This window comes from Microcoleus sp. D3_18a_C4, assembly GCF_036702415.1.
Classification (GTDB): domain Bacteria; phylum Cyanobacteriota; class Cyanobacteriia; order Cyanobacteriales; family Microcoleaceae; genus Microcoleus.
Genome location: NZ_JAUBTI010000021.1, coordinates 65,683 through 92,209 on the forward strand (window position 1 = coordinate 65,683; position 26,527 = coordinate 92,209).

Here is a 26,527-nt window from a genome sequence, read left to right on the forward strand (position 1 = left end):
TGTTAACTGCGCCGAATATTAAAACAGCACCAATCTTGGCGCTTCCACAGAGTAGCGACAATCCAGCCGTGCTGTTCGAGAGTATCAGCAATTGGCTTAGCTTGTTCGAGCAAAATGCCGCTGAGCACGCCCCAAGTAGTGGGTTTGCTAATTGCAGTGAACTGCGGGATTAAATCAATGATTACTTCTGCTAAAATGTTGCAGATCAAACCGTCGATCGGCTCATCTACCATTTCTTTCAAACGATCGATACTGCCGAGTTCTGCAACCAACTGCTGAGAATTAACGCGGTTGAGTAGTCTGTTGCTAATGGTCGATCGCACTGCCAAAGGATCTGTATCCAAAGCATAAACTTTTGTAGCGCCCAACAACACGGCGCCGATCGACAAAATACCCGATCCGCAGCCGATATCGGCAACTACGTACTCTTTGTCATCAAAACCGAGCCGCATTTCCAGCGACTCCAGACAAAGTTGAGTAGTGGCGTGAGCACCTGTACCGAAGGCCACACCCGGATCTAAACGCAAAATGACGCGATCGGTATCAGTTGGTATCGGCAGCCAGGCCGGATTAATTAAAAAGCGATCGCCCACTTCTTGAGGCTGCCAGTGCTCCTTCCAAGTGCTGCCCCAGTCTTCGTCTTCAATCAAATCCCACTGCATCGCAGGTAGGGGCAAACCTGCACACAGAGCATCTTGGCGCAGCCACAGAGACAGAGCGGCCAAATCCAGCAATCCTGCCTGTTCTTCGGGCAAATAAGCCGACATCAGGCAGGAATTGCTTTTGATCTCAGTAGCAGTTCCCCGACAGTTAAATCGTTCCAGACGCCAAAAGATGATATCTTCCAGCGCCGGATCGCAAAGAATTCTAATTTCCCACCAGCTATGTGCCATACAATTTTAGATTTTAGATTTTAGATTTTAGATTGGCCCAGGGGAACTGGAGACTGGGAAGTGGGGAGTGAGGAAGGAGGATTGGCTAATAGAAAAATTCCCGCTTTCAGGCCAATGACCAATAACCAATTACCCATTACCAATTATCAGCCCTTGCATCCAAAATCTAAACTCCAAAATCCGTCAAAGATTTACCGTGTAAGCATCCCGAATTCCCGGAACTTTTAGGATCTCCGCCAGTATCCCCTCTGGTAGAGGGTCATCAAGGCTCAAAACCATCACCGCATCGCCTCGCACGATTTTACGGCCTACCTGCATACTGGCAATATTGACATTAAAACTGCCCAATTGGGAACCAATTTTGCCAATAATCCCCGGCATATCGCGGTGCAGGGTAAACAGCATATGGTGAGTGGGGGAAACGTTGACCGGGAAATCGTCAACGCTGGTAATCCGAATTTCGCTTTCGCCGAGCACAGCACCTGTCACGGTGTGTTCGCCGAGGGTTCCCTTAGCCGAGAGGTGCAGGGAGCCGGTGTAGTCGCGAATTGAGGCGTCTCTGGTTTCGACGACGCGAATTCCGCGTTCTTTGGCTTCAATGCTGGCGTTGACGTAGTTAACGCGCTCTCGCAGGGCTTGGGAGAGCAGGCCTTTGAGGGCGGCGACGACTACGGGCTGGCTTTGGTTGCTGGCCAATTCGCCTTGCAGTTGAACGTTGAGGTAATCGACTCGGCCTCCGGCTAGCTGGCTGACGAGGTTGCCTAGGGTTTCGGCGAGTTGCAGGTAGGGTTTGAGTTTTTCGATCGAGTCTGGGTAAATTCCTGGTATGTTAACAGCCGATCGCGCGGGCAGCCCCAACAGTACATCGCGGATTTGTTCAGCCACGTCGATCGCCACATTCACCTGAGCTTCCGCTGTGGAGGCTCCCAAGTGGGGCGTCAGCACGATGTTCTGGCCGACACTCCGCAGGGGGGAATCAGCTTCCAGCGGTTCGTGTTCGTAAACGTCCAAAGCTGCGCCGGCGATCTGACCTGATTTGATGGCTTCTGCGAGGGCTGCTTCGTCGATGATGCCGCCTCTGGCGCAGTTTATGATGCGGGCCGTGGGCTTCATTTTCGAGAGCACTTCAGCGTTAATTAAGTGCAGGGTTTCCGGCGTTTTGGGGATGTGCAGGGTGATGTAGTCGGATTCGCGCATCAGCAGTTCGAGTTCTACCAAGCGGCAGCCCAACTGATCGGCTCTTTCGGTCGAAATGAAGGGATCGTAGGCCAGCAGTTTCATGCCCATTGCTTTGGCTGCGGCGGCGAGGTGGGAGCCGATTTTGCCCAAACCGACGATGCCGAGGGTTTTTTTGTAAACTTCTACGCCGAGAAAGCGGTTGCGTTCCCATTTACCCGCTTTGACGGATTCGTTAGCTTCCGGGATGTGGCGGGACATCGAGAGCATCATGGCGAGGGCGTGTTCGGCGGCGGCGATCGTGTTGCCTTCGGGGGAATTGACGACTACAATTCCTTTGCGGGTAGCGGCGGGTACATCGACATTATCTACGCCGACGCCGGCTCTGCCGATGATTTTGAGTGAATTCCCGGCTTCTATGATTTCTTTGGTAACTTGGGTGCCAGAACGGATCATTAAAGCGTCGTAATCTGGAATAATTTTTACCAGTTGTTCGGCTGAGAGTCCTGTGTTTACGTCAACTTGCGCGACTTGGGAGAGGATGTCAATTCCGGCTTGGTCGATCGGATCGGATACTAGAACTTTAGGCATAGCAAGCAATTGAGTGCAATAGTAAAAATAGACCGAGCGTTGGCGAGCTCAAAGTTGAGACTTACACTTAGAGCAGTATCTAACAGCTCAGCTCAAGCTTGCCTTTGTGCAGTTTGAATTGTATCTGTATTCGGTCAAGGTCGGCCGTTTTTTGCGTGAAATATTTTAGCTTTGCGGGCGATCGGACTCTCTGACCGTCTGAAAATCCCGCAAGTGCTTAGCTAGTATGTCTTTTCGGTCTATAATAGACTTTGGCTATTTCAGCCTAACTATCAGGAATTATTCTCAATGAATTATCTTATCGCCGTACTGCCCGATCGAATGCAAGCCGAAGCTGCCTACTGTGCTCTGGAAAAAGAAGGCTTGCCTATGAAGCAAGTGAGTATTTTGGGCCGCGGCTACAAAACTGCTGATGAATTTGGCTTGATCGACCCGAACCAGCAAGCGAAGAAACAAGCTAAACTCATGGCTATTTGGCTGATTCCCTTTGGCTTTATTGCTGGGGTTACTTTCAGCTTGATTACTCAGTTGAAGACGTTTGCCTGGGCGGGGGAAATTGGCGATCACGCGATCGGTGGTGTACTCGGTGCGATCGCCGCTGCGATGGGCAGTGTTTTTGTTGGAGGCGCGGGCGGTATGGCTTTTGGTAGCGGCGATGCTTTGCCCTACCGCAACCGTTTGAATGCCGGTAAATTTTTGATTGCGGTTAAGGGTACTGATGATTTAACTGGGAAAGCTGCGAAGATTTTGCAGCAGTTTAAACCGGAAAATATCCAAGGTTATACAGAGACTTAGTTATTGGTTGACGGTCAACTGTTGACGGTTAACTGTTGACGGTCAACTGTTGACGGTTAACTGTTGACATTTTACTCGTGTAATATTTGGAGGCAGTTATGGAATCACAAACTATCCCCCTAGATTCTCCCCTAGAATTAACGCTCGAATTAACAGACGAGCAGTTTTTTCAGTTGTGTATTGACAACCGGGATTTAAGATTTGAACGGACTGCTAGTGGAGGATTGATTAGACCTCTTGCAAAAATAGCTGGGACGGGCAAGATGCCCATCCCACAAAAAGTTTTTTCTCTTGTGGGATGGGCATCTTGCCCGTCCGAAAATTTGCTTAAAAGGACTTTTGCAAAAAGTCTATTATTAGAGACTGTTGGCGAATCAATAAAGGGCTTCACCCCTCACCCCTAAAAAAGTGGTTCTAGACTAAATGTCTAATTGACCATATAGCCATTAACTACCAATAGTGAACGGAAATACTGCCTCCTAGAGGTGATGGGTAACACCACCAGCGAATTCGCCCACAGTCTCTTTCAACCGCCGTCTTATCTTTTCCCGCTAATTGATGGTATAACCTATGAAAATCCTCCACGGGACTTGGATTCCTCAAACAGAAGAGAGTTTTGTTCAAGGTGGAACTTTTTGTCTTTGGGTTGAAACCACTCAAAAGAAAAAACAGCCTGCTAAGGTTCATCCCCGACAATTGGAGACGGCACAGTTAAGAGAGTTTCTAACGAAAGAAGCCGGGATTCAACTGTCAGCAGTCAGCAATACAAGTGCGATGGGGCGAGAATACGCGATCGTCCCTCGGTATTTTTTACTGCCCACTGCAGACAACCAGCCGTTACCTTCTTTAGAGTTAGCGCGATATTTAGAGACAGAGTTACCCGAAACATTTGAGTTGGAGTATTGGCAAGTTGATTGTGTGTGCATCGCCACCCACACTTTGACTAAAGTATTGAACGATCTGCATTTTTTTGCCCTCTACGATTTAGCAGAAGTTCAGTTTGGTTCAGACTTACTATTTTGGTATCACTACACCCAAAATTTTAAGCAAATTGTTCTGAAAGATCATTATATTCCGGCGTTGCGCTATCGAGAAACTGCTCCGATCGCGATCGCACCCATCGAAACATCCGAACCCGCTGAGAAAGCCACGCGCGGGCGTAAGAAAGCGGGCGTGACAAAAACCAAAACAACTGCAAAAACTCCAAAAATACCTGCCCAAATTGCACCCAGCTTTGAGATTTATCCGGGATGGGAAATTGTTTCAACACAGTACGAAACTGATTTACAACGCTATGTTGAATGGATGCCTTTAGTTTGTGTGTCCGGTTTTCGGAAGATCCAGCTACAAGATACACCAAAGTTCTACGATCGCGAACGGTTGCTGCGGCATTTTTCCGAGTGTGCGATCGCGGAAATTGTCACTCAAACCCCCATCCCAGCATCGTTTGAAAATAAGATTGCGGATTCTTTACTCCAAATCTGCCTCAACCAAACACGAAAAATCGCGCGAGTAAGCCTTGAACAATACCGGCAATGGCAAACCTGGCGCGATCGCATTACGCGCAATCAATCTGCTGACTCATTTTCCCTCTGCTTTCAACTACAATCCCCCGAAAACCCCGAACAGCCTTGGGTTTTAGAGTTTCAGGTGGCTGCGAAAAAAGACCCATCTCTGCGGATGCCGTTGCAGGATTATTGGCGATCGCGATCGACTCAACAAAAACAGTTGCAAACACAATTCGGAGACAACTTTGAGCAACATTTGCTGACAAATCTCGGCTACGCTGCCCGTATTTATCCCCAACTTTGGCAAGGGCTAGAAACCGACAAACCTGCTAACATTTCCCTCACCTTAGATGATGCTTTCACCTTCCTCAGCGAGTCCGCTTGGGTATTAGAAGATGCCGGATACAAAGTGATTGTCCCCGCTTGGTGGACACCGAAGGGACGACAACGGGCGAAGATTCGCTTGCAAGTCAAAGGGAAGGGCAGCAAAAGCCCTGCAATCAAGGGCAAAGGATTGTTTTCGGCCGATTCCTTGGTGGAATATCAATATGAATTGGCGATCGGGGGTGAACGGGTTAGCGAACAAGAATGGCAGGCGTTAGTAAATAGCAAAACACCGCTGGTACAGTTCCGAGGACAATGGATGGAACTGGACAAAGACAAGATGCAGGAGATGCTAAATTTTTGGCAAAAACATCGCGAAGAAAACCCAGAGTTAAGCCTGATTGACTTTATGAAGTTGACGGCAGAAGGAGAAGCGAGCGAACAGTTGGAAGTCGAGCGCGATCGGGTTCTATCGGATATGTTGGAGAAGCTGAACGATAAGAGTCGGTTAGAGTTAATTGCAGATCCAGCAAAGTTTCAAGGCAAGCTACGGGATTACCAAAAGCGCGGCGTTTCTTGGTTGAGTTATTTGGAAAGTTTGGGATTAAATGGCTGTCTTGCCGATGATATGGGTTTGGGTAAATCGGCGCAGGTAATTGCTCGATTATTGCAAGAGCGGGAAGTTTTATCTACTACAAAAGAGACAGAAAAAGCGATCGCACCTTCGGTTCTACCCACGCTGCTAATTGCGCCCACATCCGTAGTTGGTAACTGGCAAAAGGAAATGGAAAAGTTTGCTCCAGAATTGCGATCGCTGATTCACCACGGCCCTCAACGTTTGCAAGATGCCAAAGCATTCAAAGCCGCCGTCCAAGGTTGCGATATGTTGATTACTTCCTTTACCTTGGTGCGAAAAGATGAGAAGCTGTTGAGCAGCGTAGCGTGGCATCGCGTGGTAATTGATGAAGCCCAGAATATTAAAAATCCCAAAGCGGCGCAAACCAAGGCGATTTTAAAGTTACCCGCTACCCATCGACTAGCATTGACTGGAACACCCGTGGAAAATCGATTGTTGGATTTATGGTCAATTTTTAATTTCCTCAATCCCGGATATTTGGGAAAAGAGGCACAGTTTCGGAAAATGTTTGAATTACCAATTCAAAAACATGGGAGTCGCACACAATCAGCCGCGCTCAAAAAATTAGTAGAACCTTTTATCCTGCGCCGTCTGAAAACCGATAAGTCGATTATTCAGGATCTCCCCGACAAAGTTGAGCAAAAGCTCTACTGCAATCTCACCCGCGAGCAAGCTTCGCTTTATGAAGCGATTGTGAAAGAGGTAGAACAAGAAATTGACGCGACGGAAGGGATGAAGCGCAAGGGGATGATTTTGGCGACACTGCTGAAGCTGAAGCAAATTTGTAACCATCCGCGCCAGTTTTTGCAAGATGAAAGTGACTTTACACCAGAGCGATCGCACAAACTGGAACGGCTGATCGAGATGATTGAGGAAGTCAAAGCAGAAGGCGAAAGTTTATTGGTATTTACGCAGTTTACAGAACTGGGAAGCGCGTTGGAAAAATATATTAAACAAACGCTACATTACAACACTTACTACATCCACGGGGGAACCAGTCGTGAAAAACGGGAACGGATGATTTCAGAGTTTCAAGATCCAGAGTCTGAACCTTCGGTATTTATTCTGTCACTGAAGGCCGGCGGCGTGGGAATTACGCTGACAAAAGCCAATCACGTGTTCCATTTCGATCGCTGGTGGAATCCGGCGGTGGAAGATCAGGCGACGGATCGGGCGTTTCGGATTGGACAGGAAAAAAATGTGTTTGTGCATAAGTTTGTGGCAATTGGTACTTTGGAAGAAAAGATTGACCAAATGATTGAAGACAAAAAGAAATTGGCAGGGTCAATTATTGGTGCTGATGAATCGTGGCTGACTGAGTTGGATAATGAGGCATTTAAAAAGTTAATTAGGCTCAATAAAAATGCAGTTTTAGATTAGGAGAAACTCAAAAATATGTCACAATTTACTAGGACTTGGTGGGGCAATAAATTTATCGATGCGTTAGAAAGATTTACAGATTCTGGGCGACTGGGACGGGGACGTTCCTATGCAAGGAATGACAAGGTAAAAAGCTTTAAGATTAATGATGGGTTAGTGATGGCAGAAGTAAGGGGGTCGGTAAATCCTTATTTTGGGGTTTATAAGGAGCCTCTGTACAAAACTAAAATTGAGTTTGAGCCGATTAGTCAGGAAAAGTGGAAAGTGGCGATCGCCCAAATGGCATCGAAAGCCAGCTTCATTTCCCGGTTGCTACTCAACGAAATGCCCGACAACATTGAAAATGCTTTTGCACCCCTCGGATTGCACCTTTTACCCAGCCGCCGCGAGGACTTTAAGACTACTTGCTCTTGCCCAGACTATAGCAATCCCTGCAAACATATTGCCGGAGTTTATTATTTGGTGGCGGCCGAATTGGACAAAGATCCATTTTTACTGTTTGAATTACGGGGGCTTTCTAAGGAAGTGCTGCACCGCGAATTAGCAAAAACGCCTTTGGGCTTGGCACTTTCTGCCGAGTTGACGGCGGATGCAGCGGCCCCTGTGGCGGTGGATTCCTATTACACGCAGGCGATCGCCAGTGAGGCGCAAACGGTTAGCCTGAAAGAGTTTTGGCATGGTGCGAAGCGATTACCGCAGACGATTGAGGTGGCAGCGCAAAGTGGGGTAAGTGCGATCGTGGTGAAGAAACAGGGAGATTTTCCACAGTTTTGGCACAAGGATGGTTCGTTTATTGAGGCGATGGAAGAACTGTATTTGCGGGTGAAGAAGAATAAGTAGTTGGGTGGACAATTTTGCTGCCATACTCGATCGAACTCTTGCAAAAACTTTAACTCGAAGACTTCATAGATTTGGTACAATAATCGTGCTCATCATATCAGCTTTACCAGCAACTAAAATCATACGATCGTTATTTGATGATTTTAGACTATAATTAAAGTAGTGTGACTGTTAAAAAGTAGACTTTTTAGTTACAGCAATTTTTGGCAATTTCAAATTAGAATCTAGCATTAACTGATGTTACAAAGAGAAGAACTGTTAAAAGGCATCGAAAACCGCGAATGTGTCGCGCGGGCGATCGACCAAGCGGAACAAGCAATTAAAACTTGGGAAGTTACTCTGACTGATTTTCTGTCGCCTCCAGAATTGGCGGACACTATGACGGTATTTAAACGCTTAACAGACGTGGAATTAGTGGCGTGGGGCGGCTACCCGCAAGCTGAAAGACAAAGAATTGCGATCGCGCGATCGGATATCCCGATGGACTCTGCTAGTGTTAACGTGGCTGCGGTAGAAATTGCTGGCAATTTCTTGTTCGATACAGCTTCTCACCGCGACTTTTTGGGGGCGATGTTGGGTACGGGAATTGTCCGCGAGAAAACTGGTGATGTGATTGTTTTGGGTGAACGCGGCGCGCAAGCCATTGTCATGCCGGAGATGGTAGAGTATTTGGAGATGAGTTTGCAGCAAGTGCGATCGGTTCCTGTGCAAACGCGGCGCATTGAGTTGAGCGAACTCAAAATTAGAGAACCCAAAAAGAAAGAAATGACCACGGTTGAAGCATCTATGAGATTGGATGCTGTCGCCTCGGCTGGATTCGCAATGTCTCGCAGCAAAATGGCCGATTTAATTGGCAGCGGTGACGTGCGAGTTAACTGGAAAGACGTTACTCAAGCTAGTTATAATGTCAAGTCGGGAGATTTAATTGCTGTTACGGGCAAGGGAAGATTGGAAATTGGGGAAGTTGCTGTTACTAAGAAGGAACGCTATCGAGTCCAGTTAACTCGATATTTGTAATTTATAGCCCAGAAACCGGGTTTTTTTCGAGAATATTGTTACACCGCGTAAAAACTGCGAAAAACCCGGTTTCTTTGGTTTCTGTGGTAGTCCTGGACGCTTGGTAAAATTGGGGAAGGTTGATTTGTTTGTGGGTGCGTTTGTTTGTCCGCAGGCTCGTTTGTTTGTCCGCGATTCCGCGATTCCGCCAGGGGTTGAAACCCCTGTCTCATAGCTAAAGTCGGTTGAAACCGACTGAAGAATCGTGACAAATACTCGATTATGGTGACAAATACTCGATGGTTTATTTAATGTGCTTTCCAGTCCTCTTTTAGAGGACTTTCGCTCTCTCGACGGGGGTTGAAACCCCCGGCGGACTTGTGGGGTAGCGTCGGGGATTTTGGTGGCCCGAATGTGCGATCGACCTTTTGGGAAAATTTGGGAACGTTCATCTATCCGTGGGTGCGATTATTTGTCCACGGGCTCGTTTGTTTGTCCGCGAGTCCGCCAGGGGTTGAAACCCCTGTCTCATAGCTAAAGTCGGTTGAAACCGACTGAAGAATGGTGACAAATAATCGATTATGGTGACAAATACTCGATTGTTTATTTAATTTGCTTTTGAGTCCTCTTTTAGAGGACTTTCGCTCTCTCGACGGGGGTTGAAACCCCCGGCGGACTTGTGGGGTAGCGTCGGGGATTTTGGTGGCCCGAATGTGCGATCGACTTTTGGGAAAATTTGGGTTAGGGGCGATCGAATGTTTGTCCTTGGGTGGGGGCGGGTTTATTTATATTGTCAACGATCGCGATTATTCCTCTTTCGCCCGAAACACCTTTTCTACCGACTTCACCAAAAGTTCTCGCGGCATCAATCGAGGCATATTTGCAATGATTTGATTGGGAATTCCCCCTGTCACAACATTAGACTCATTTTTGTCTAAAGCTTTCAAAGCATCTCGCACTACTTCCGCAGCGGGAACGAGTTTTTGCCCGCTGCTGGATGCCATTGATTGAGGGAATTCAGCTACTGCGAAAAAGTCCGATTCTGTCGGCCCTGGACAAAGGCACAAAATGCGAATTCCTAAATCTTTGTTTTCCGCCCAAAGTGCCTCGCTGAAACTCAAAACAAAGGCTTTAGTAGCTGCATACATCGACAAGTACGGCATCGGTTGAAAAGCTGCGATAGAGGCAACATTGATAATACTTCCTGATTTTCGCTGCCGCATTCCCTGCAAAAATAAGTGCGAGAGTTCAACTAATGCTACAATATTTAGTTGCACCATTGTTAGTTGTTTCGCAAGCGGGCGATCGGCAAAAGCACCGTAATCGCCAAAACCCGCATTGTTCACCAACAAATCAACCGTCCAACCTTTTTTAACAACCGCGTCAAATACAGCAGTTGTCGCTCCTGGTGCGGTCAAATCTTGAACGATAACTTCGACCAAAATATTGAATTCCTGTTGCAGTTGAGCAGCTAGCTGTTGCAATTTGTCTTCGGAACGAGCTACCAAAATTAGATTGTGCTGGCGTTTGGCTAATTCGGCGGCAAAGGCTGCACCAATTCCGCCAGAAGCACCGGTGATTAAAGCAGTGGGCATGAAATTAATTCGGATTATTTGACCTAGGCTTTATATATTTTAACAATTATCTGGACTTACGCATAAATACCAAAGAAACCGGGTTTTTTACTTTACTTAAAGGCTCGGATGCAGTATTTTAGTAAAAAAACCCGGTTTCTGCATCCCAGACTCAATTATTTTGACGGGGAACCTGTAAAATAATTAAAAGGGAATAGGTGAGTTTTATGGCGCGTCTTACCGATCGAGCTTTTGAAATTTTGCGGGCCGAAGTTGACAAGTGCGCGGCGGCTGATAGTCTAGCCGGTGATGTCTACCGACGGATGGTAATCAAGCGGTTGGAGAAGTTACGATCGCAAAACGGTACTTTCGCCTCAACAGAAGAAATCCGGGATACCTTCAAAGAGGAATTTCCCAACTTCAGCGAACAAGCTCTCAAAGCTGCCGTCAAAGCCAACCGCCCGCCCGGATTGTTCGGTAAAATCATCTTTGCTGGGAGTTTGCTGGGAAGCGCTGCAGGGATAATTTGGCTGCTAAATCTACCTTTTCCGATGATTCGCTGGCCCGTTGCGAAAACAATGCCGATATTGTTGCTGCCGAGTTTTATGAGTATGGATCACAATTACCGGCAGGCGATCGCCCTTGTGGAACAATCCGATCAACTGGTGAATAAAGCCACTGCTGTCGCTGATTTTGACTTGGGCGAAATTAAAGCAAAACAAGCGCAAAAACACCTCGACGCCTTGCCGGTGTGGTTCCTCGGCTACTATCCACAAACTTACTGCAATTTTTTTGGCTGCAGTTGGCGGTTTACAGTCGATGAATTTCAAGCCGCCCGCAAAAATGTCGGGCGGATGGAGGCTCAGGTTTTCCAGCAAAAAAATGCTTTTACTCAGTTAAATCAAGTCGAAAAAACTCTCAACGCGGCGAAACAGCAGTATCAGCAAGCCAAAACCGCTGCGGATAGACAAAAAGCGACCGTAAATTGGCAAAGTGCGATCGACCAACTCAATCAAATTCCCGCCGAAACCCTCGCGGGAGAAACGGCTAAGAAAACACTCAAAGCAGCAGAAAGAGACTTTCAAGCAATGGGCGGCGTCGCCACCGGTTCTGTGCAGGCTGACAACTTAATTGAAGCTGCCAAAGAATTTGCTCTCTCCGCCGCCGTCGCCGCCAAAAACCCGCCACATCCCGCCGCACAGTGGGAGCAAATAGCACAATTGTGGCAAGAAGCTATTAACAGACTGAAATTGATTTCTGTCGATAACCCTGGGTATCTCGACGCTCAAACCAAACTCGCTAAATATCAAAAAGATTTAGGAATTACCCAGATTAGACTGGAAGCAGAAAAAGATTCTGCAAAAGCTTTGCAAGCAGCTAAAAGCTTGTTTGCCAACTTGCAAAATAATGTGAATTCTCAAAATCCCGGTTACTCCCTCAGCCAGTTGCAACAAATTATCAATCAATTAGAATCCGTTAAACCCGGTACAACTGTTTATCCCGAATCCCAAAAATGGCTGCAATCTGCTCGCAAGAAACAGCAAGAATGGCAAAAGAATTAGTCAGTTGACTGTTGACTGTTGACTGTTAACTGTTAAGGATCGCGAATTAAATAACTTACAATTTTAATTGTTCTTGTGGGATGGGCGTCCCGCCCGTCCAGAAAGGGCGGGCGGGACGCCCAACCCTACTCCCCACTTTCAAGAGTGTAAATTATTTAATTCGCGATCCTAATGACTCATATCATGTCCGATCGATTAACCATAATATCTTGGTCGGGGCGGGTTTTTGAGATTGTCAATTATTCGCAGGTATTGTTGGTAAACCCGCCCCTACAAAAATCGCGATCGCTCGACCGGACATGATATCATGACTAATGACTAATGCCAACAACCAACTGCCAACTGCCAACTGCCAACTAACAAATTACCAATTCGGGTCAACATACAAATTAATTGTCACTTGCTTTTTCCCCGAAGGGATGCCGGAAATACAAGCACAAATCGTATCTCCGCCATCAATTTCTACTTCGCAAGCGTGACAAGAACCCATGAGACAGCCAGTAGGAATAGAAACCCCTGCACGTTTGGCTACATCTAGCAAAAGCTCTCCTGGTTCAGCTTCAACTGTCACATTATCTGGTAAAAAACAAACTTTTGGCATGGAATATGAACCTCAACTCTAACAAACAATAGTTAATAGTCAACTGTCAACTGTCAACTGTCAACAGTTAACTAATTAACCTAAAATATGCTTTATATCTAAATGCTTTTCCACAGTATCTGCTAGAGAGTCTAACAGAGTTTCTCGGTGTTCTCGGTAATTAGGAATACCTGTAGGCAAGGCGCGGAGTCCCCGCTGCTGCCGCAAGTGATTTAACCAAGCTCGCCGCCAAGCTCCGTTGTCAAAGATGCCGTGCAGGTATGTACCCCAAATTGATTGAGAAGTATTGACAATGCCTAAACTAGCATCGTCAAATAGCGGTTGAGTCAAATCTGACTCTAGGATTTGCGTTTTTCCTTGATGAATTTCGTAACCGGAAACTGGCAAACCCGGTTGAGGATAGTTAGATGTTACGATTCGTTGGCGGGCAATTTTGTTCGGTGCCATCGCAGTTTTCAAAGGCAGCAATCCTAATCCTGGAAATTCTCCCTTTTCTCCCTCAATGCCTTCTTTATCGGTGATACTTTGTCCCAGCATCTGAAAGCCGCCGCAAACTCCCATGACTGTACCGCCAGCTACTAAATAATTTTGAATAGCTTTTGCCATACCTGTTTGGCGCAGCACGTGCAAATCGGAAATTGTAGTTTTAGAGCCTGGTAAAATCACCGCGTCTGGATGGCCTAAATGGTCTTTTGGGCTGATATATTTGACGGTGACGGAAGTTTCCGACTCCAGGGGGTCAAAGTCGGTAAAATTGGAAATTCGGGGCAGGCGGATGACTGAAATATTTATGTCGGTTTGAGAATTGGGAGAACGCCGATCGAGCAAATCGAGAGAATCTTCTGAGGGAAACACTTCGTCGATCCAAGGAATCACCCCAACTACCGGGATTCCCGTCCTTTCTTCTAGCCAAGTCAGGCCCGGATCTAAGATCGATTTTTGCCCTCGGAACTTATTAATAATGAATCCTTTAATTAAAGCTCGTTCGTCGGGATCGAGCAATTCCAAAGTACCGATAAGGTGAGCAAAAGCACCGCCGCGATCGATATCAACTACTAGCAAAGTCCGAGCCTTTAAATATTTAGCTACCCGCATATTTGTTAAATCGCGGTGTTTGAGATTAATCTCAGCAGGGCTACCGGCTCCCTCACACACAATCATGTCAAATTCTTGCTTGAGAAATTCTAAAGATTCCCGAATAGCTTGCCAGCCGATATCGAAATACTGCTCGTAATATTGAGATGCTCGCACATTTGCGATCGCCCTGCCCTTGACAATCAATTGAGAAGTCATGTCTCCTTGTGGCTTGAGCAAAATCGGATTCATTTCTACCCAAGGTGCGACGCCCGCAGCCCAAGCTTGCACTGCTTGAGCGTAACCAATCTCTCCGCCGGCGGCTGTGACATAGGAATTCAGTGCCATATTCTGACCTTTAAACGGAGTTACCCGCCAGCCTCGCCGAGAAAAGATTCGACACAAAGCTGCTACGAGTAAAGATTTCCCTGCGTGAGATGTTGTTCCCACGACCATAATTGCTTTCATAATATTAAGGGAGAAGGAAGAGGGAAGAGGGAAGTTCGGCAACGGATTCGCAAGGGCGGATGTAACGGATGTAACGGATGTCAGTCCGATGTCCGTCGGAAGAAGGAAGAGGGAAGAAGGCAGAAGGCAGAAGGCAGAGGGCAGAAGGCAAAGGGAAGAGGGAAGAAGGCAGAAGAAAAAAGTAAGAAGTAAGAAGTAAGAAGTAAGAAGAAAAAAGTAAGAAGTAAGAAGTAAGAAGTAAGAAGTAAGAAGTAAGAAGTAAGAAGGCAGAAGGCAGAATCAAAAAAATTCTGGTTTCTACCTTTTGCTTTCTGCCTTAAGATGACGGGTGATATTCGCCGGATACATTCTCCGACTTGGATTCAGCGGCCGGTTTAGCAGTTTAGACTAGATCCGAAGGGGGGGGATTCGGGCGAATCAATTCCGGTTGTTCTCCCTCAGAAGATGGTGTTTTATCTGTGGAAGGGGGGGGATTCGGGCGAATCAATTCCGGTTGTTCTCCCTCAGAAGATGGTGTTTTATCTGTTGATTCGATCGAGATCACTGATACTGAAACCGTTTCCACCTGCACGCTCAACCCAGGTTCTCCCGGTATTTCTATCTCTACAGGCGCTGCCATTTCCACCACAGTCATTTCTATCGATGCTGCTGGGGCTTCTGCTTCCGGTACGCCTGCTGCTGCTGCTTCCGGTTCACCAACTGCAGCCAGCGGTGTCTGGGTTTCCAGAGATACAGCAGGGGCTGCTGCTTCCGGTTCACCAACCGCAGCCAGCGGTGTCTGAATTTCAGCGGACGATCGATCTTCGATCGTCCCGTCCACTATTTTGTCAGAACTCGCGGTTTCTGTGGCCATCAACGCGGCCATTGCTTCAACATTGGTGGGAAAAGGCACTCCAAGGCTTGTTTCGACAGCAGTGTTGCTGCTTTCGGCTGCCACTTCCGCAGCCGCCTGGGCTAATTCGGATTCGAGAATTTGGTCGATACCCGGTGCAGGAGTTGCCGTTATTTTAGATTCAGGTGCGATCGATTCTGGAGTCGCTGAAGGTTTTGGCGTCTGGGGAGTTGCATCAGACTTGTTTTTAGCCGCACCGAGTCCCAACATACCGCCGAGACTATTTTTGATATTGTCGAACAGACTTCCGAAACCGCCAGATTTTTTAGCTGGTTTTGGAGGAGTAGGAGGAGTTGGGGCCGCCGTTGGGGCCGCCGCCGCTGCCGCTGCAGCCTGCGACTCTTTAACGGCTGTCCTCCATTCTGTTTCCTCGTCAAAATCATCGACTTCTGGCTGCTGTTGAGGCTCTGGCTGAGCCTCTACTGGCTCCACACTTGGTGCAACGGCTATTTCTGAAATTTCTAGAGGTAGAGGTAGAGGAGTGAAGTTGCTGGCTAATTCTGCTGGAGGTTGTGAAGTCTCAGCAGCAGGAGTTTCGACTGAAAACACTGGTATTTCTGCAATTGCAGGTGGTTTCGAGTCGGGAATTTTCAAGTCAGGGGCGATCGAACTTTCGGCCGTTAGCTCGTCGATCGCACTTTCAGCAATACTTTCAGCTATGGGGGCAATCCCCGGCTGTTCCTCTAGCTTTACCTCGCCCTTATCCAGAGTGGGTGCTGGAACCACATCAGTTTTCGGTTTGGGCGATCGAACAAACTTAGGTTTTTTCGCCGCTGCGGGTTCTTTTTTCTTGGCAAACAAGCCAGCAAACGGCACGCCTCCTGCCCCTGGCAAATTCGCCGACTGAGGAATCGGCGTTTGCTCAGCAACGGGCGTCACCTGCCGGCGCAAAGTCAGAGTTTCCCAGGCAAACCAGCCCAACATCGCCACGCCCGCCATTTGACCAAGCAGGAGAGCACCAGTAATTCGTCCCGCACAAGCCCATAAAATTAACGCATAAAAAAGCCCTACCCCGCTCCAGGTAAAATCACTTTTGCGGTGTACTTCTGGAAAAAAGAAGGCCGCCATGTAAATACTGAAGCTGCCTAGACCGACCGCCAACGCCAGAATGTATGCAAGCATCTTGTCGGTACCTCCGCTGTGTCAAATAACTTCTACGCGCTAATTCTACCTTTGAGAGAGACTCAACGGCTTCTTTCTCTAGGACAATTCTTGATTTGTAGGGAAGTTTGGCAATGTGCCGTGTAAGGAATTTAACACGTTCAACGGATGTTGACGCAAGAAGTGCGAGTCAAGATTTCCCACTCTCCCCCACCTCCCTAATGCCATCACCCCCTATGCCCACACCCCCTATCCCCATCACCCCTTTCTCCGTGGTGATAGATGTCACTTAGACTATGCCCGTGCGATCGCACCAAGTGACTGAAGATGTTTATATGTTGTAGGTGTAAGAGGAATTATGCCCTTGGGCGTATGTATGGGAGAAAGTGCCATGTTAGAAAAAGTATTATTAGCGGCAGCCTTAACCTTATCGCTTCAAGTATTTCCCGGACTGAGCACTTCCGCAAAGTTACCCAAAAATTTGGTATTGCGATCGAGCGATAATCCGGCTCAACCTCTGAAACTCCCCATCGTTTCAGTACCTGCAGACCTCAAGCAGAATGTCCAATCGTAATGATACCTGCAAGATACGTGCAAGTGCGATCGAACTTAGTCCGAGTCTCTCTAATGTTTTTTTCGAGTTGTTCTCTTTTCTCTGTGACGGTTCACAACTCATCTGTTTGTAGTCAGGGCTTTAGTCCTCATTAATATCACCTAATAAGGACTAAAGCCCTTACTACAAACCCTAGGTCAATAATTAGTAGCAGATTGAACCTTAATTCCCATAACATACTACTAGACAAATCTCAACATCAGCTTGTCAAGTAAAGACTTTCAAACCTTAAAAAACTTGTGTAATCCTGAGTAAAGGATCAAAATAGATATATAATCCCCTGATGGCTCTCCAAGCTAATAAGCACATTGACTATTAAATCAAGGAAAGCGAAAATGGGACTTAGCGATATTCTATTGAATGAAAACCACAGAGAAAGTTTTGTTGATGACTGTGTAAAGCTGATAGACCAACAAGTTGCAGCAGCGCCGGGATTGGGTGGTATGGCTCTTAAAGCTGCCTACTCTACTGTCAAGGGGATACGGGCTGACTATTGCGCCCAAGTCGTCGATCAACTTCTGCCAGAAATCTCGATCGCACTCGATCCGATGTGGGCTGAAGCGGTAAACAATGGCAACCCAGTCGAATATCTAGCCCAAAGAAAAGGTGAAGTAGCAGACGAATTGCTCCAAATCAGCGACAAAAGAGTCGAGAAAAGCACAAGAGCGATGGTTAAAGGCGCCTATGCCAAACTCCGCCCCTCAGCCAAGAATTACGTGGAAAACGGAGTACCGGGTTTAGCCGAAATTATTAATAAACATAGTGCGGCCTGATAAGTGAGCAACGGCTAAAAAACAGAATACCCAGATACCCGGCTTCTTCAAGAAATCGGGTATCTAAAATCCGACTTATTCGTAAGTTTGTAGTTAGGAGGGAGAGTCCTAATTTTATGCTTATCCATTGCCAATTACCCATTGATTTGCAGCCAATATTTTCAACAGCGCCTGTCCGGTAATTCCCAACCCCAAAAACATCACAAACATCGCACTAATCGCAGGCAGAAATTTGACTGCTGTTATCTGTTTGGGCAGTTTATCAAAATTCCGTTTGGCATAAACTAAGATTAATCCGATCGCACTCAGCACTAAAGCCAATCCCAAACTAAAGGCTACCACTAGCGTCATTCCCAAACCAACATTGCCCAAAGCCGACGCGCTCAACAGCATCACCAAAGCGGAAGGACAAGGCAACAAACCGCCGGAAATCCCCAATGCTAATAAGCTTTTCCAAGTAATCGCAGAACCGTCAGCACCGGGCGGCAAATGCGAGTGAATCCGGCCGTCTCCGTGATGGTGGTAGTGGTGAGATATATCGGGTTTTACAGGTTTAAATTCTCTCTCCCAACTTCCTCTAGTCAAAAGATTTACTGGTTCTTCACATTCCGCAGTAAGGACTTTACTCCTTAAAAACCAGTTTTTATTAAAAATTTTACTTGGGATTTTTTTGAGAAATTCAGTCCTCACTACCAACCTAGTCTTGATTTTTGATAAGAGTAAGTTAAGGCCGATGAAGGCTACTAATAAACCAGAGATTAAACTCAGCCAAGGATCTAATTTTTCTGGGTCAATTAAGTTAGAAGCAAACAAAGTAATTCCGCCCACAGCAAACACGCCTGCAGTGTGAGTAATTGTAGTCGTCGCTGCTAGAAATAAAGCGTGTATCGGAGTAGCCCGCGAACCAACTAAATAAGCGCCGACTATGGTTTTGCCGTGTCCGGGCGACATCGCGTGCACGCATCCCCAAGCAAATGCTCCCGCTACTGCTAGCAGCAAACTCCAACCTGAATCCCAGATAGATTCCTTTCCTGCTAACAAAAAGTCGCGGTTTTGCGGCGTAAACACAAAGCTTTTTACAGCACCGGCTTGCACAATCGTAGCTTGACAGCTAGCTGTCGGAACTCCGGGCAAAAACAGATTGTAATTAATCAGAAAATTAGGTTTGGAGATGGAAATTGCATTAGGTAAACCGGGGCTTTTATCTTGAGAAGGTGCGGGCCATGTGTAGTCTAAAATTAAGGTGCTGTGGGTATTGGGCTGCTGTATTAAGCTGGGGGTTTTAGTTGCTATTTCTAGCGGGTTTACTGCTACGGAGCCTTGAATATTGCTACTGTTGGTGAGGCGGATTTGTTGGCTGAAAAACTTTTCTAGCTGTGTTTGGTGGTTGCGAACTTCAGCAGGTTGTAGCTGGCTGTCTCGATTGTCGTCGGCGAAGTTTGTTAAGCCGGTTGGGAAAGTTAATGTTATTTCGGTTTGCAAATCGTTGACTACTATTTCTGCTACGGATAAGTCTGACCAGTGCGAGTAAACTGGTCTGGTTGAGGTTGTTAGTAATAATGAAAGTGTTAGGAAGAAGAGGATGAAAAATTTGGGCTGTCGGTTTAGTTTGTATTGCATAAGTATATCCTTTTAAGAGTTTTCTCGTCGGGTGGGGGCGGGTTTATTTAAATTGTCTATATCCCATAAAATTATTGGTGAACCCGCCCCTACGGCTCAAAATTCATAACTTCCCAAACCCAATGCTTGGCGAGCTCGATCGTCAAAACTCGGGTCAATTTCCTTGGACTTTTGAAAATAAGCGCGAGATTCAGCATCCTTACCTAAAGTCCGGGCGATCGCACCAGCCCGGTAAAACATCCCCGCATCCCGAATCCCCGATCGCACTATTTCGGCCATCACTCGATCGGCCTTTTGCCATTCACCAGAGGCCGAAAGCGCCCAAGCTAAAGTATCCAGCGTGACAGCATCCCGGCGAATTTTCACCTCCTCCTGCATTAACGCCAGCGCTTCCGCGACATCCTGCGATCGACCTTTTTCCAGCAGCAAACTTGCCAAATCGCGCCGGTGGCCAAAACCGTCAGATCCAGAAACCTGTTCCTGTCGCAGCCCAGCTTCTGCTTTGTCCCGAAGTCGCCGGGATTCGATCGCATCTCCCTGCAAATCCTTCACCCTCGCCATACCGCGATCGACAATGCGATCGAACACAGTCGCAGCCCCGCCAGAATACGCAGAAACCTTGCTGTAATAGCCTTCCGCTTCCCGATAATTGCCTTGGCGCGTCTCCAAATCCGCCAAATAAATCAGCGCCAGCGGGTATCGCGGCACCAACCGCAGCGCCTCCAAAAACAGCGCTTTCGCCTGCACAAACTGCCCGCGACGCGCGTAAAATCGACCCAAGAGCGATCGGGCCCGCGCCGAACCAGCAACCTCTCCCGGTTCCTCCGCCGCCATTGCTTGGCGGTAATCCTGCAAAACCTCAGCATCTCGGCCCTGAGACTCTCTCACTAAAGCTCTCAAAGTGAGAGAACCCAAGTTAGGAATCCGGTTAACTAAGGCTTCTGCGGCTGCATTTGCCTCGCTCACTTTACCCATCGCTAAGTGAGATGTAACTTCCAGGGCGATCGCATCTTCATTGTCAGAACCCGCCTGTTTAGCAAAGCGCAAAGCAGTAGCAAAATCGTGTCTGGCCTCGGCAATTCGAGCTAAAACTAACAGCGCACCTTGGTTGTCAAAAGGCAAATCGGCGATCGACCTTTGAGCCGCCTGTTCTGCCAATAAAAACCAACCTCCCTCCCCAGTAGCGCGAGCCATTTTTAAATAAGATCCCGCCAGTGCCGCCCGGTTCAAACCGCTGCGGGAATCAACAGCCAACCGCTGCTGGTAAAAAGCAATCTCTTGCTGAATTGCTTCCTTTTGATTGGGATTATTTCTCAAACTTTCCGAAAAATGATAGCGGTAATTAGTATCGAGATTTTCGGGGCTTTTGTTAGAAAAATTTTCTGAAATTTCACGCCAGTTCGGCGTCAAATTAACGACACCAATTCCCACTACTGGCAGTCCGATTAGGAGCAGCCACCAGAAAATATCTGATTTTATTTTTTGTTCTTTATTAGCCGTCATTGCTGAAAATTAAACTTATTGAATTGAGATATTGTATTTTTCGGAGTGCAGTGCGAGCGTCCCCGCTCGCGAGTCCTGTCCCGCTCAGTGCGAGCGTCCCCGCTCGCGATAAACACTCGCTCGCGGGACGCTGGCACTATTAATTAGGCAAAGCCAAATAAGGAAAAGTCGGTTCTAAAGGTTTGTGTCCTTGAGCCGGATTTCCCGGAGTTCCGTTATATGAAACGTTATCCCCAACCGGAGAACCCACCAAAGCTCCCAGAGTGATATCAATAACGTCGTCCATCAGCATACGACCTCCGATCAAGCTTCCTTGAGCATTGGTAGCGCTAGCGTAGCCGCTGGTTTTTGTGGTATCGATCCGCATGACATCGGGTAAGAAAGCTCCGGCGATCGCATTTGGATCGACATTATCCCGACCGTCCAAAAGATCCACAGCATTCAAAGTAGCAACAGCTTCCTGACGCACCGGAGCAGCAGCAGCGCTCAAATCCGATCTCGGAGGAATATTATTGAATGCTTCCAGATAAGCGGGAGTAACTATCAAACCCTCATTAATTGCAGGTCTTGCCAAACGCTCGAATTGTTTAAAACCGCCCGCTCCATCCCGGATCGAAACTGTTGACCAAACATCAAAAGTATTGGCCCCTGTTCCTGCTTGCAAGAACGCTTTCGGAACGCGCACAGCAATTGTATTGACGTTGTAACCTTTAGTAAAGTCGATCGCTTGACTCGGTTCTTTAAAAGCAGTGCGCGGCCCTGTTCCCAAAGCTGCGGCGCGAACTCGGAAAAATTGTTCCACATCAAAGAAAAACGGGTCTTCGCGTAAACCCGCAAATACAGTCAAGTTAGAACCGCCCACAGGTACTGTATTCAAAACAGCATTAGAATTCAGCGGAGTTGTAGCAATTAGCCCGCCGTTAACAGTAGTCTTAGCAACAGTCTCCGAGCCACCGCGAACAACAGTTACAGCTACCGCTTGCATACCTCTATTGTTAGGCGGACTGAAGGCAAACCGCAAGATAATATCCGAACGTCCAGTAGGTGTAGAATTCACGTCACCTACCTGGGTGATGTGAAATTGGTAGAGGGCTGTAGTGCTGAAATAATATTGATAACGGGCGACAGACCTGGGATTTGAATTCATGGTAAATACTAAATCCCCGTCCGCAGCACCGGAGTTTTGGTCTTTTTCGCGATATACATATAGGTCAGTTAAATTGACCGCGCGACCTTTGATATCTACTTCGCCGTCGTCGTGGTCAGAAGCGACAATTATCCCTGGAGTTAATAGAGCAATTAGAGCTACTTCAATAGCTAGTATGGTTCGGCGAATTTTTTTTGTGAGCTTCACAGTTAGCACCTTTATTTCAATGAATTTTTTGCACAAATCAATGGTAAATAACCCGCCTTCGCGGGTTTTACTTTTGTAGCAACAGGTTGCAATCTGTCAACCTGTCGGGCTTTGGCGCTGTTGCTGAGCCTTCTCCTATTGGTGGTATACGAAGGTTTGGCAATTTTGGATCTGTGCTGCCAGACTAATTTCTGTAAAAAAGTGGGTAATTGAGGATTTACTCGTTCCCGCACTAGGCTTGGGAATGCCTGCTCCCAGACACGGCTTCCCTCCTTCGAGTGGAGCCAGAGCCTCGCTTATAGGGGTTCCCAGGCTGTTCTTGGGAGCGATCGAACAAAGCTTGGGAACGAGTGAATGGCGCTGTTTTGACCGAAAGCATCCAGGATACCCGCCACGTGATTCATTCCGAAAGCAGACTCAGGACCGGTGAAATAAAAAACCTGTATCCGATGAAACTTGCCGAACGTATTTATCCGTCGGGTCAATGCTTCAATTCTTTAATCGAAAATCGAAAATCGATTGACTCTTCACGCTCAGGGATTTTTTTGTTCTGCATAAAGCGGATTGCTAAGTCTCAAAAAAATCACTAATTAGGTGGTAAAATTCCAGATGACTTGGGATTTATAGAATTCAAAGCACGACAAAATTAGCCTTAAAAGGCATACTCCAGTTTGTACCCCAACTTCAAACTTACCAAAAACTTGGGTCTAAAGCCCCGTCCTTCTAAGGCGGCTTTAATTTTCCTAGAACTGTGCTATTATTTTTATAACCTGTTCAGGAACGTAAATGTTAGTATTTGAAGTCAAGCTAGAAGGAAAAAGCGAGCAGTACGAAAGGCTAGATGAAGCCATTAGCACTGCTCGCTTTATTCGTAATAGCTGCATCAGATACTGGATGGATACGAAGGGTGTGGATCGATACGACTTAAGCGCTTATTGTGCGGTACTAGCCAAAGAATTCCCTTGGGCTGCCAAGCTAAACTCAATGGCACGACAGGCGTCTGCTGAAAGAGCTTGGTCATCAATTGCTCGTTTCTACGACAACTGTAAGAAAAGTAAGCCTGGAAAGAAAGGTTTCCCACGCTTCAAAAAGCATGAAACACACGGTTCCGTAGAATACAAAACTTGTGGGTGGAAGCTTTCGGAAGACAGAAGAACTATCAACTTCAGCGATGGCTTCAAAGCAGGAAGCTTTAAGTTGTGGGGAACTCGCGACCTACACTTCTACCAATTGAACCAGATCAAACGGGTGCGAGTAGTTCGTCGCGCTGATGGCTACTACGCTCAATTCTGTATTGACGCTGAACGAAATGAAAAGCGCGAACCTACTGGTAAGACTATTGGTTTAGACGTGGGCTTGACCCATTTCTACACAGACTCTGATGGTAATACTGTTGAGAATCCGCGTCACCTGAGAAAGTCTCACAAGTCACTTAAACGACTTAATCGTAAACTTTCCAGAACCCAGAAAGGTTCTAAAAATAGAGCCAAGGCTCGGAATCGATTGAGCAGAAAACACCTCAAGGTAAGTAGGCGGCGTAAAGACTTTGCTGTGAAATTAGCAAGGTGCGTAGTCCAGTCAAACGACTTGGTAGCCTATGAAGACTTGCAGGTGGGTAATATGGTTAAAAACAAAAAGCTATCCAAGTCGATCTCAGATGCAGCTTGGACAGCTTTTAGGGGTTGGGTTGAATACTTTGGCAAAGTGTTTGGTGTAGCTACTGTTGCAGTCGCACCACACTACACCAGCCAAAATTGTTCTAATTGCGGGAAAGTTGCGAAGAAATCGCTAAGTCAGAGAACACATATTTGCCCGCATTGTGGATTTGTTTTAGACCGAGATTGGAATGCAGCTCGCAACATATTAGAACTTGGATTGCGTACCGTGGGGCACACGGGAACCTCAAACGCCTCTGGAGACATCGACAAGAGCTTGAGTGAGGAAACTCCTTCAAGTAAGTCGGGTCGTAGAAAGAGGAAACCTAAACAGTGATGTTTAGAATCACCGTGGCTTTAGCGGGCGTGAGGATGTCAAAATTATGTTCTGTAGTGATATACGCCGAATTTTTAATTTTGGATCTGTGCAGTCAAAACAAAAATTTTAGGTACACTGAGATGACAGGCCAGAAGTCAGGCGATGAATCGCTGCTTTTAGTGCAGATTGCCCAGAAAGACCAAACGGCATTAGCTAAACTTTACGATCGCTACGGTCGCCCAAGTTACGCTCTCGCTTACAAAATCCTGGGTTCGGTAGAAGAAGCTGAAGAAGTGGTACTCGATGTTTTTTCCCAAATTTGGCAAAAAGCAGCAACTTACGATCCTTCTCGCAGTCGAGCAGATACTTGGTTGTTCATGCTTACCCGCAGTCGTTCCCTCGATCGGCTGCGAGCTGTGCAGCGAACAGTTCGGGCTGCTGAAGCTTGTCTGGAAGAGGCTAAAGTACCAATCTCTAGCGTTGCAGAACCGATGGAAGATGCAATGTTTAAAGAACGCAGGGAACAAGTCAAAGCGGCCTTAGAAAAACTGCCAAAGGAACAGCAACAGGCGATCGAACTCGCTTACTACCAAGGGCTGACTTGCGCGGCGATCGCAGCTAAAACTGGTATCCCGACAGGTACAATCAAAACCAGAATTCGATTGGGTCTTTCCAAATTGCGTCAAGCTTTGAGCGAAGAATTTTAGATAGTCAAAAAACAAAATTTAAGTTGTTTAACATTAATCTAAAGTTGTGGCATCTCCAATCATCCATCTTGAGTGCGAGGGCTGCAGACCAATTTCAAGTTTAAAATCAACCTAGGCTGAATTACAATTAATGGCGGAAAACAGATGGAAATGATGCCAGACGAGGAGTTTAATATCCTTGCAGCCCTTCAAGCTCTCGATACCCTCGACGAGTCAGAACGCGGCGCATTTGCAGAGAAATTGAAAGAGTCCCCAGAACTTACAAGTGAATTAGCTGCTTTGGAATCCACAATTGCCGCGATCGCCTACACAGCCCCCCCAGTTCCTGTCGCCCCCGACCTCAAAAACCGCCTGTTCCAGCGTATAGCCGAACTGCAGCCAACCCCGGCAGAATCAGCCAATATCAAGCCAATTGTTACTTCCCCAACCCAGAACAATACTCCATCTTTAATAGTGCGATCGCACGATGTCAAATGGAAATCTTATGGAGTTCCGGGACTTTCGTTTGGCAAGCTTTATATTGACAAACAAAAGCGCGAAATTACCTGCTTGATGCGACTAGAACCTGGAGTAACATTTCCCCTGCACCGACACGCTGCCTCGGAGGAAGTGCTTGTATTAGAAGGAGACTTAATTGTAGAAGGGGAAATTTGCCATCAAGGCGACTACATTCGATCGGTTCCCGGTTCCACACATTCGCCCCTCTCACAAGGGGGATGTTTGCTGTTAATGAAAACTTCCCTAGACAACGAAATGTTCGTCTGATATTATTTTTGTTTAATTGCCGACAGCTTGGAGGGCGGGTTTATGTAGATTTTTAGTTATAAGTATAGATGGTTGGTGAAACCCGCCCCTACAATTATTTCGCTTAATTTACCGGACACGCTCTAACTCAAGAACCCTATATTGCTCCGCATTCTGCGGTTAAAAATCCCAAATATATCACGTAATTTCCATGCTAAATTTCTCGCGTTTAACTGCTGTTATGTCCGCCGTTATTATACAATTTGTACCCAGCAACCAAAGCGCGATCGCCCAAGAACGCGAAGGATGTTTTCTTGTTAATTCAGTGGGAGAAGTAATTAACTTAAATTTGTTGTGTTCGCCCCAAGAATCCGACATTAAGCTGACAGGAAACGATGGGAAATTTCTCGAAGACTATAAACGCTTAGCAAAAAGCTACTCTCCCGAAGCAACGGACAATTTACTGCAAGCAATCCAAAGGGCCCCTGGTCAAAAAATTGCGGCCGCTAAAAGAATGTGTGCGGAAGCAAAATCGGGAGTTTCTCTGCCGGAAGTTAAATTAAGAGCGATCGGGCAAGCTGTCAGTATCGAAAATCCAACTGCCAAAGAAAGTTTTCTTGCGGATGCCGATATTATTACCACCCTTGCCGCCAATCATTATTGCCCGGAATTAGCCAGTAAGTAATATCATGAAATCTGTAGGGACACGGTAAGGCTGCATCTCAGTTTGGATTTTACAGGAGTGCAAGGGGGGGAGCATCTCAGTTTTGTAAAAAGCATTTTTTTTATTGTAGTGCGAGCGTCCCCGCTCGCGTATTGTACAATAC

Annotated in this window: 20 protein-coding genes and 1 pseudogene; 12 read left to right on the plus strand and 9 right to left on the minus strand. The window is 46.9% G+C overall.

The features are described from left to right. Window positions 1–2: 2 nt before the first annotated feature. A complete protein-coding gene (gene prmA / locus QUB16_RS12630; protein WP_333316435.1) occupies window positions 3–893 on the minus strand; it encodes a 50S ribosomal protein L11 methyltransferase in 891 nt (296 codons plus the stop codon). A gap of 183 nt (window positions 894–1,076) precedes the next feature. Continuing rightward, window positions 1,077–2,660, minus strand: coding sequence for a phosphoglycerate dehydrogenase (serA, locus tag QUB16_RS12635; protein WP_333316437.1), 1,584 nt, complete (start codon window positions 2,658–2,660; stop codon window positions 1,077–1,079). A gap of 288 nt (window positions 2,661–2,948) precedes the next feature. Between serA and QUB16_RS12640 the strand changes: the two genes are divergently transcribed. The 5 genes and pseudogenes from QUB16_RS12640 (at window position 2,949) to QUB16_RS12660 (ending at window position 9,161) form a co-directional block, all read left to right on the plus strand. Continuing rightward, window positions 2,949–3,455, plus strand: a complete 507-nt coding sequence (locus tag QUB16_RS12640) for a hypothetical protein (RefSeq protein WP_333239023.1) — start codon at window positions 2,949–2,951, stop codon at window positions 3,453–3,455. Window positions 3,456–3,553: 98 nt separating this feature from the next. Beyond that, a pseudogene (locus QUB16_RS12645) lies at window positions 3,554–3,685 on the plus strand (Uma2 family endonuclease); the annotation flags it as partial. Between the two features lie 340 nt (window positions 3,686–4,025). After that, window positions 4,026–7,304: a DEAD/DEAH box helicase gene (locus QUB16_RS12650; protein WP_333316439.1), complete on the plus strand. Its 3,279-nt coding sequence runs from the start codon at window positions 4,026–4,028 to the stop codon at window positions 7,302–7,304. A gap of 15 nt (window positions 7,305–7,319) precedes the next feature. Continuing rightward, window positions 7,320–8,144, plus strand: coding sequence for an SWIM zinc finger family protein (locus QUB16_RS12655; RefSeq protein WP_333316441.1), 825 nt, complete (start codon window positions 7,320–7,322; stop codon window positions 8,142–8,144). Window positions 8,145–8,381: 237 nt separating this feature from the next. Continuing rightward, window positions 8,382–9,161, plus strand: a complete 780-nt coding sequence (locus QUB16_RS12660; protein WP_333316443.1) for a photosystem II S4 domain protein — start codon at window positions 8,382–8,384, stop codon at window positions 9,159–9,161. A gap of 785 nt (window positions 9,162–9,946) precedes the next feature. Here the strand turns inward: QUB16_RS12660 and QUB16_RS12665 are convergent. Beyond that, on the minus strand, window positions 9,947–10,735 hold the full coding sequence (locus QUB16_RS12665) for an SDR family oxidoreductase (RefSeq protein ID WP_333316445.1): 789 nt from the start codon (window positions 10,733–10,735) through the stop codon (window positions 9,947–9,949). A 206-nt stretch (window positions 10,736–10,941) separates the two neighbouring features. Here QUB16_RS12665 and QUB16_RS12670 point away from each other — a divergent pair, with 206 nt between their 5' ends. Next, window positions 10,942–12,276: a hypothetical protein gene (locus QUB16_RS12670; RefSeq protein ID WP_333316447.1), complete on the plus strand. Its 1,335-nt coding sequence runs from the start codon at window positions 10,942–10,944 to the stop codon at window positions 12,274–12,276. A 364-nt stretch (window positions 12,277–12,640) separates the two neighbouring features. Here QUB16_RS12670 and QUB16_RS12675 read toward each other — a convergent pair whose 3' ends face one another. The 3 genes from QUB16_RS12675 to QUB16_RS12685 form a co-directional block, all read right to left on the minus strand. Beyond that, entirely contained in the window at window positions 12,641–12,877 is a 237-nt protein-coding gene (locus QUB16_RS12675) for a 2Fe-2S iron-sulfur cluster binding domain-containing protein (protein WP_333316449.1), read from the minus strand. A 75-nt stretch (window positions 12,878–12,952) separates the two neighbouring features. Further along, the gene (gene cobQ, locus QUB16_RS12680) at window positions 12,953–14,419 is read right to left on the minus strand and encodes a cobyric acid synthase CobQ (RefSeq protein WP_333316451.1); all 1,467 of its coding nucleotides are present in this window, start codon (window positions 14,417–14,419) and stop codon (window positions 12,953–12,955) included. Between the two features lie 382 nt (window positions 14,420–14,801). Then, window positions 14,802–16,433, minus strand: coding sequence for a Ycf66 family protein (locus QUB16_RS12685; RefSeq protein ID WP_333316453.1), 1,632 nt, complete (start codon window positions 16,431–16,433; stop codon window positions 14,802–14,804). A gap of 337 nt (window positions 16,434–16,770) precedes the next feature. On the opposite strand from QUB16_RS12685, the gene QUB16_RS12690 reads away from it, so the two are divergent. Both QUB16_RS12690 and QUB16_RS12695 read left to right on the plus strand, forming a co-directional pair. Further along, window positions 16,771–16,986 (plus strand): hypothetical protein, encoded by a 216-nt coding sequence (locus QUB16_RS12690; RefSeq protein WP_333316455.1) that lies wholly within the window; start codon window positions 16,771–16,773, stop codon window positions 16,984–16,986. 374 nt (window positions 16,987–17,360) lie between these two features. Further along, complete coding sequence (locus tag QUB16_RS12695; RefSeq protein WP_333316457.1) at window positions 17,361–17,798, plus strand: DUF6918 family protein; 438 nt, start codon at window positions 17,361–17,363, stop codon at window positions 17,796–17,798. 120 nt (window positions 17,799–17,918) lie between these two features. Here the strand turns inward: QUB16_RS12695 and QUB16_RS12700 are convergent, their stop codons facing one another. The 3 genes from QUB16_RS12700 to QUB16_RS12710 all read right to left on the minus strand — a co-directional run bounded on the left by QUB16_RS12700 (window position 17,919) and on the right by QUB16_RS12710 (window position 22,275). Then, window positions 17,919–19,418 carry a HoxN/HupN/NixA family nickel/cobalt transporter gene (locus QUB16_RS12700; RefSeq protein ID WP_333316459.1) on the minus strand — a complete coding sequence of 500 codons (1,500 nt, stop codon included), beginning with the start codon at window positions 19,416–19,418 and terminating at the stop codon, window positions 17,919–17,921. A 96-nt stretch (window positions 19,419–19,514) separates the two neighbouring features. Continuing rightward, window positions 19,515–20,921 (minus strand): tetratricopeptide repeat protein, encoded by a 1,407-nt coding sequence (locus QUB16_RS12705; protein WP_333316461.1) that lies wholly within the window; start codon window positions 20,919–20,921, stop codon window positions 19,515–19,517. A gap of 139 nt (window positions 20,922–21,060) precedes the next feature. Next, window positions 21,061–22,275, minus strand: a complete 1,215-nt coding sequence (locus QUB16_RS12710; protein WP_333316464.1) for a DUF4331 domain-containing protein — start codon at window positions 22,273–22,275, stop codon at window positions 21,061–21,063. Window positions 22,276–23,061: 786 nt separating this feature from the next. On the opposite strand from QUB16_RS12710, the gene QUB16_RS12715 reads away from it, so the two are divergent. From QUB16_RS12715 to QUB16_RS12730, 4 genes are all read left to right on the plus strand, one after another. Next, window positions 23,062–24,267, plus strand: a complete 1,206-nt coding sequence (locus QUB16_RS12715; RefSeq protein ID WP_333316466.1) for a transposase — start codon at window positions 23,062–23,064, stop codon at window positions 24,265–24,267. Beyond that, window positions 24,267–24,956, plus strand: coding sequence for a sigma-70 family RNA polymerase sigma factor (locus QUB16_RS12720; protein WP_333316468.1), 690 nt, complete (start codon window positions 24,267–24,269; stop codon window positions 24,954–24,956). Before QUB16_RS12715 ends, QUB16_RS12720 begins: the two co-directional genes overlap by 1 nt. A 144-nt stretch (window positions 24,957–25,100) precedes the next feature. Beyond that, window positions 25,101–25,721, plus strand: a complete 621-nt coding sequence (locus QUB16_RS12725; RefSeq protein ID WP_333316470.1) for a cupin domain-containing protein — start codon at window positions 25,101–25,103, stop codon at window positions 25,719–25,721. A gap of 220 nt (window positions 25,722–25,941) precedes the next feature. Next, window positions 25,942–26,385, plus strand: coding sequence for a DUF732 domain-containing protein (locus QUB16_RS12730; protein ID WP_333226969.1), 444 nt, complete (start codon window positions 25,942–25,944; stop codon window positions 26,383–26,385). Window positions 26,386–26,527 lie beyond the last annotated feature (142 nt).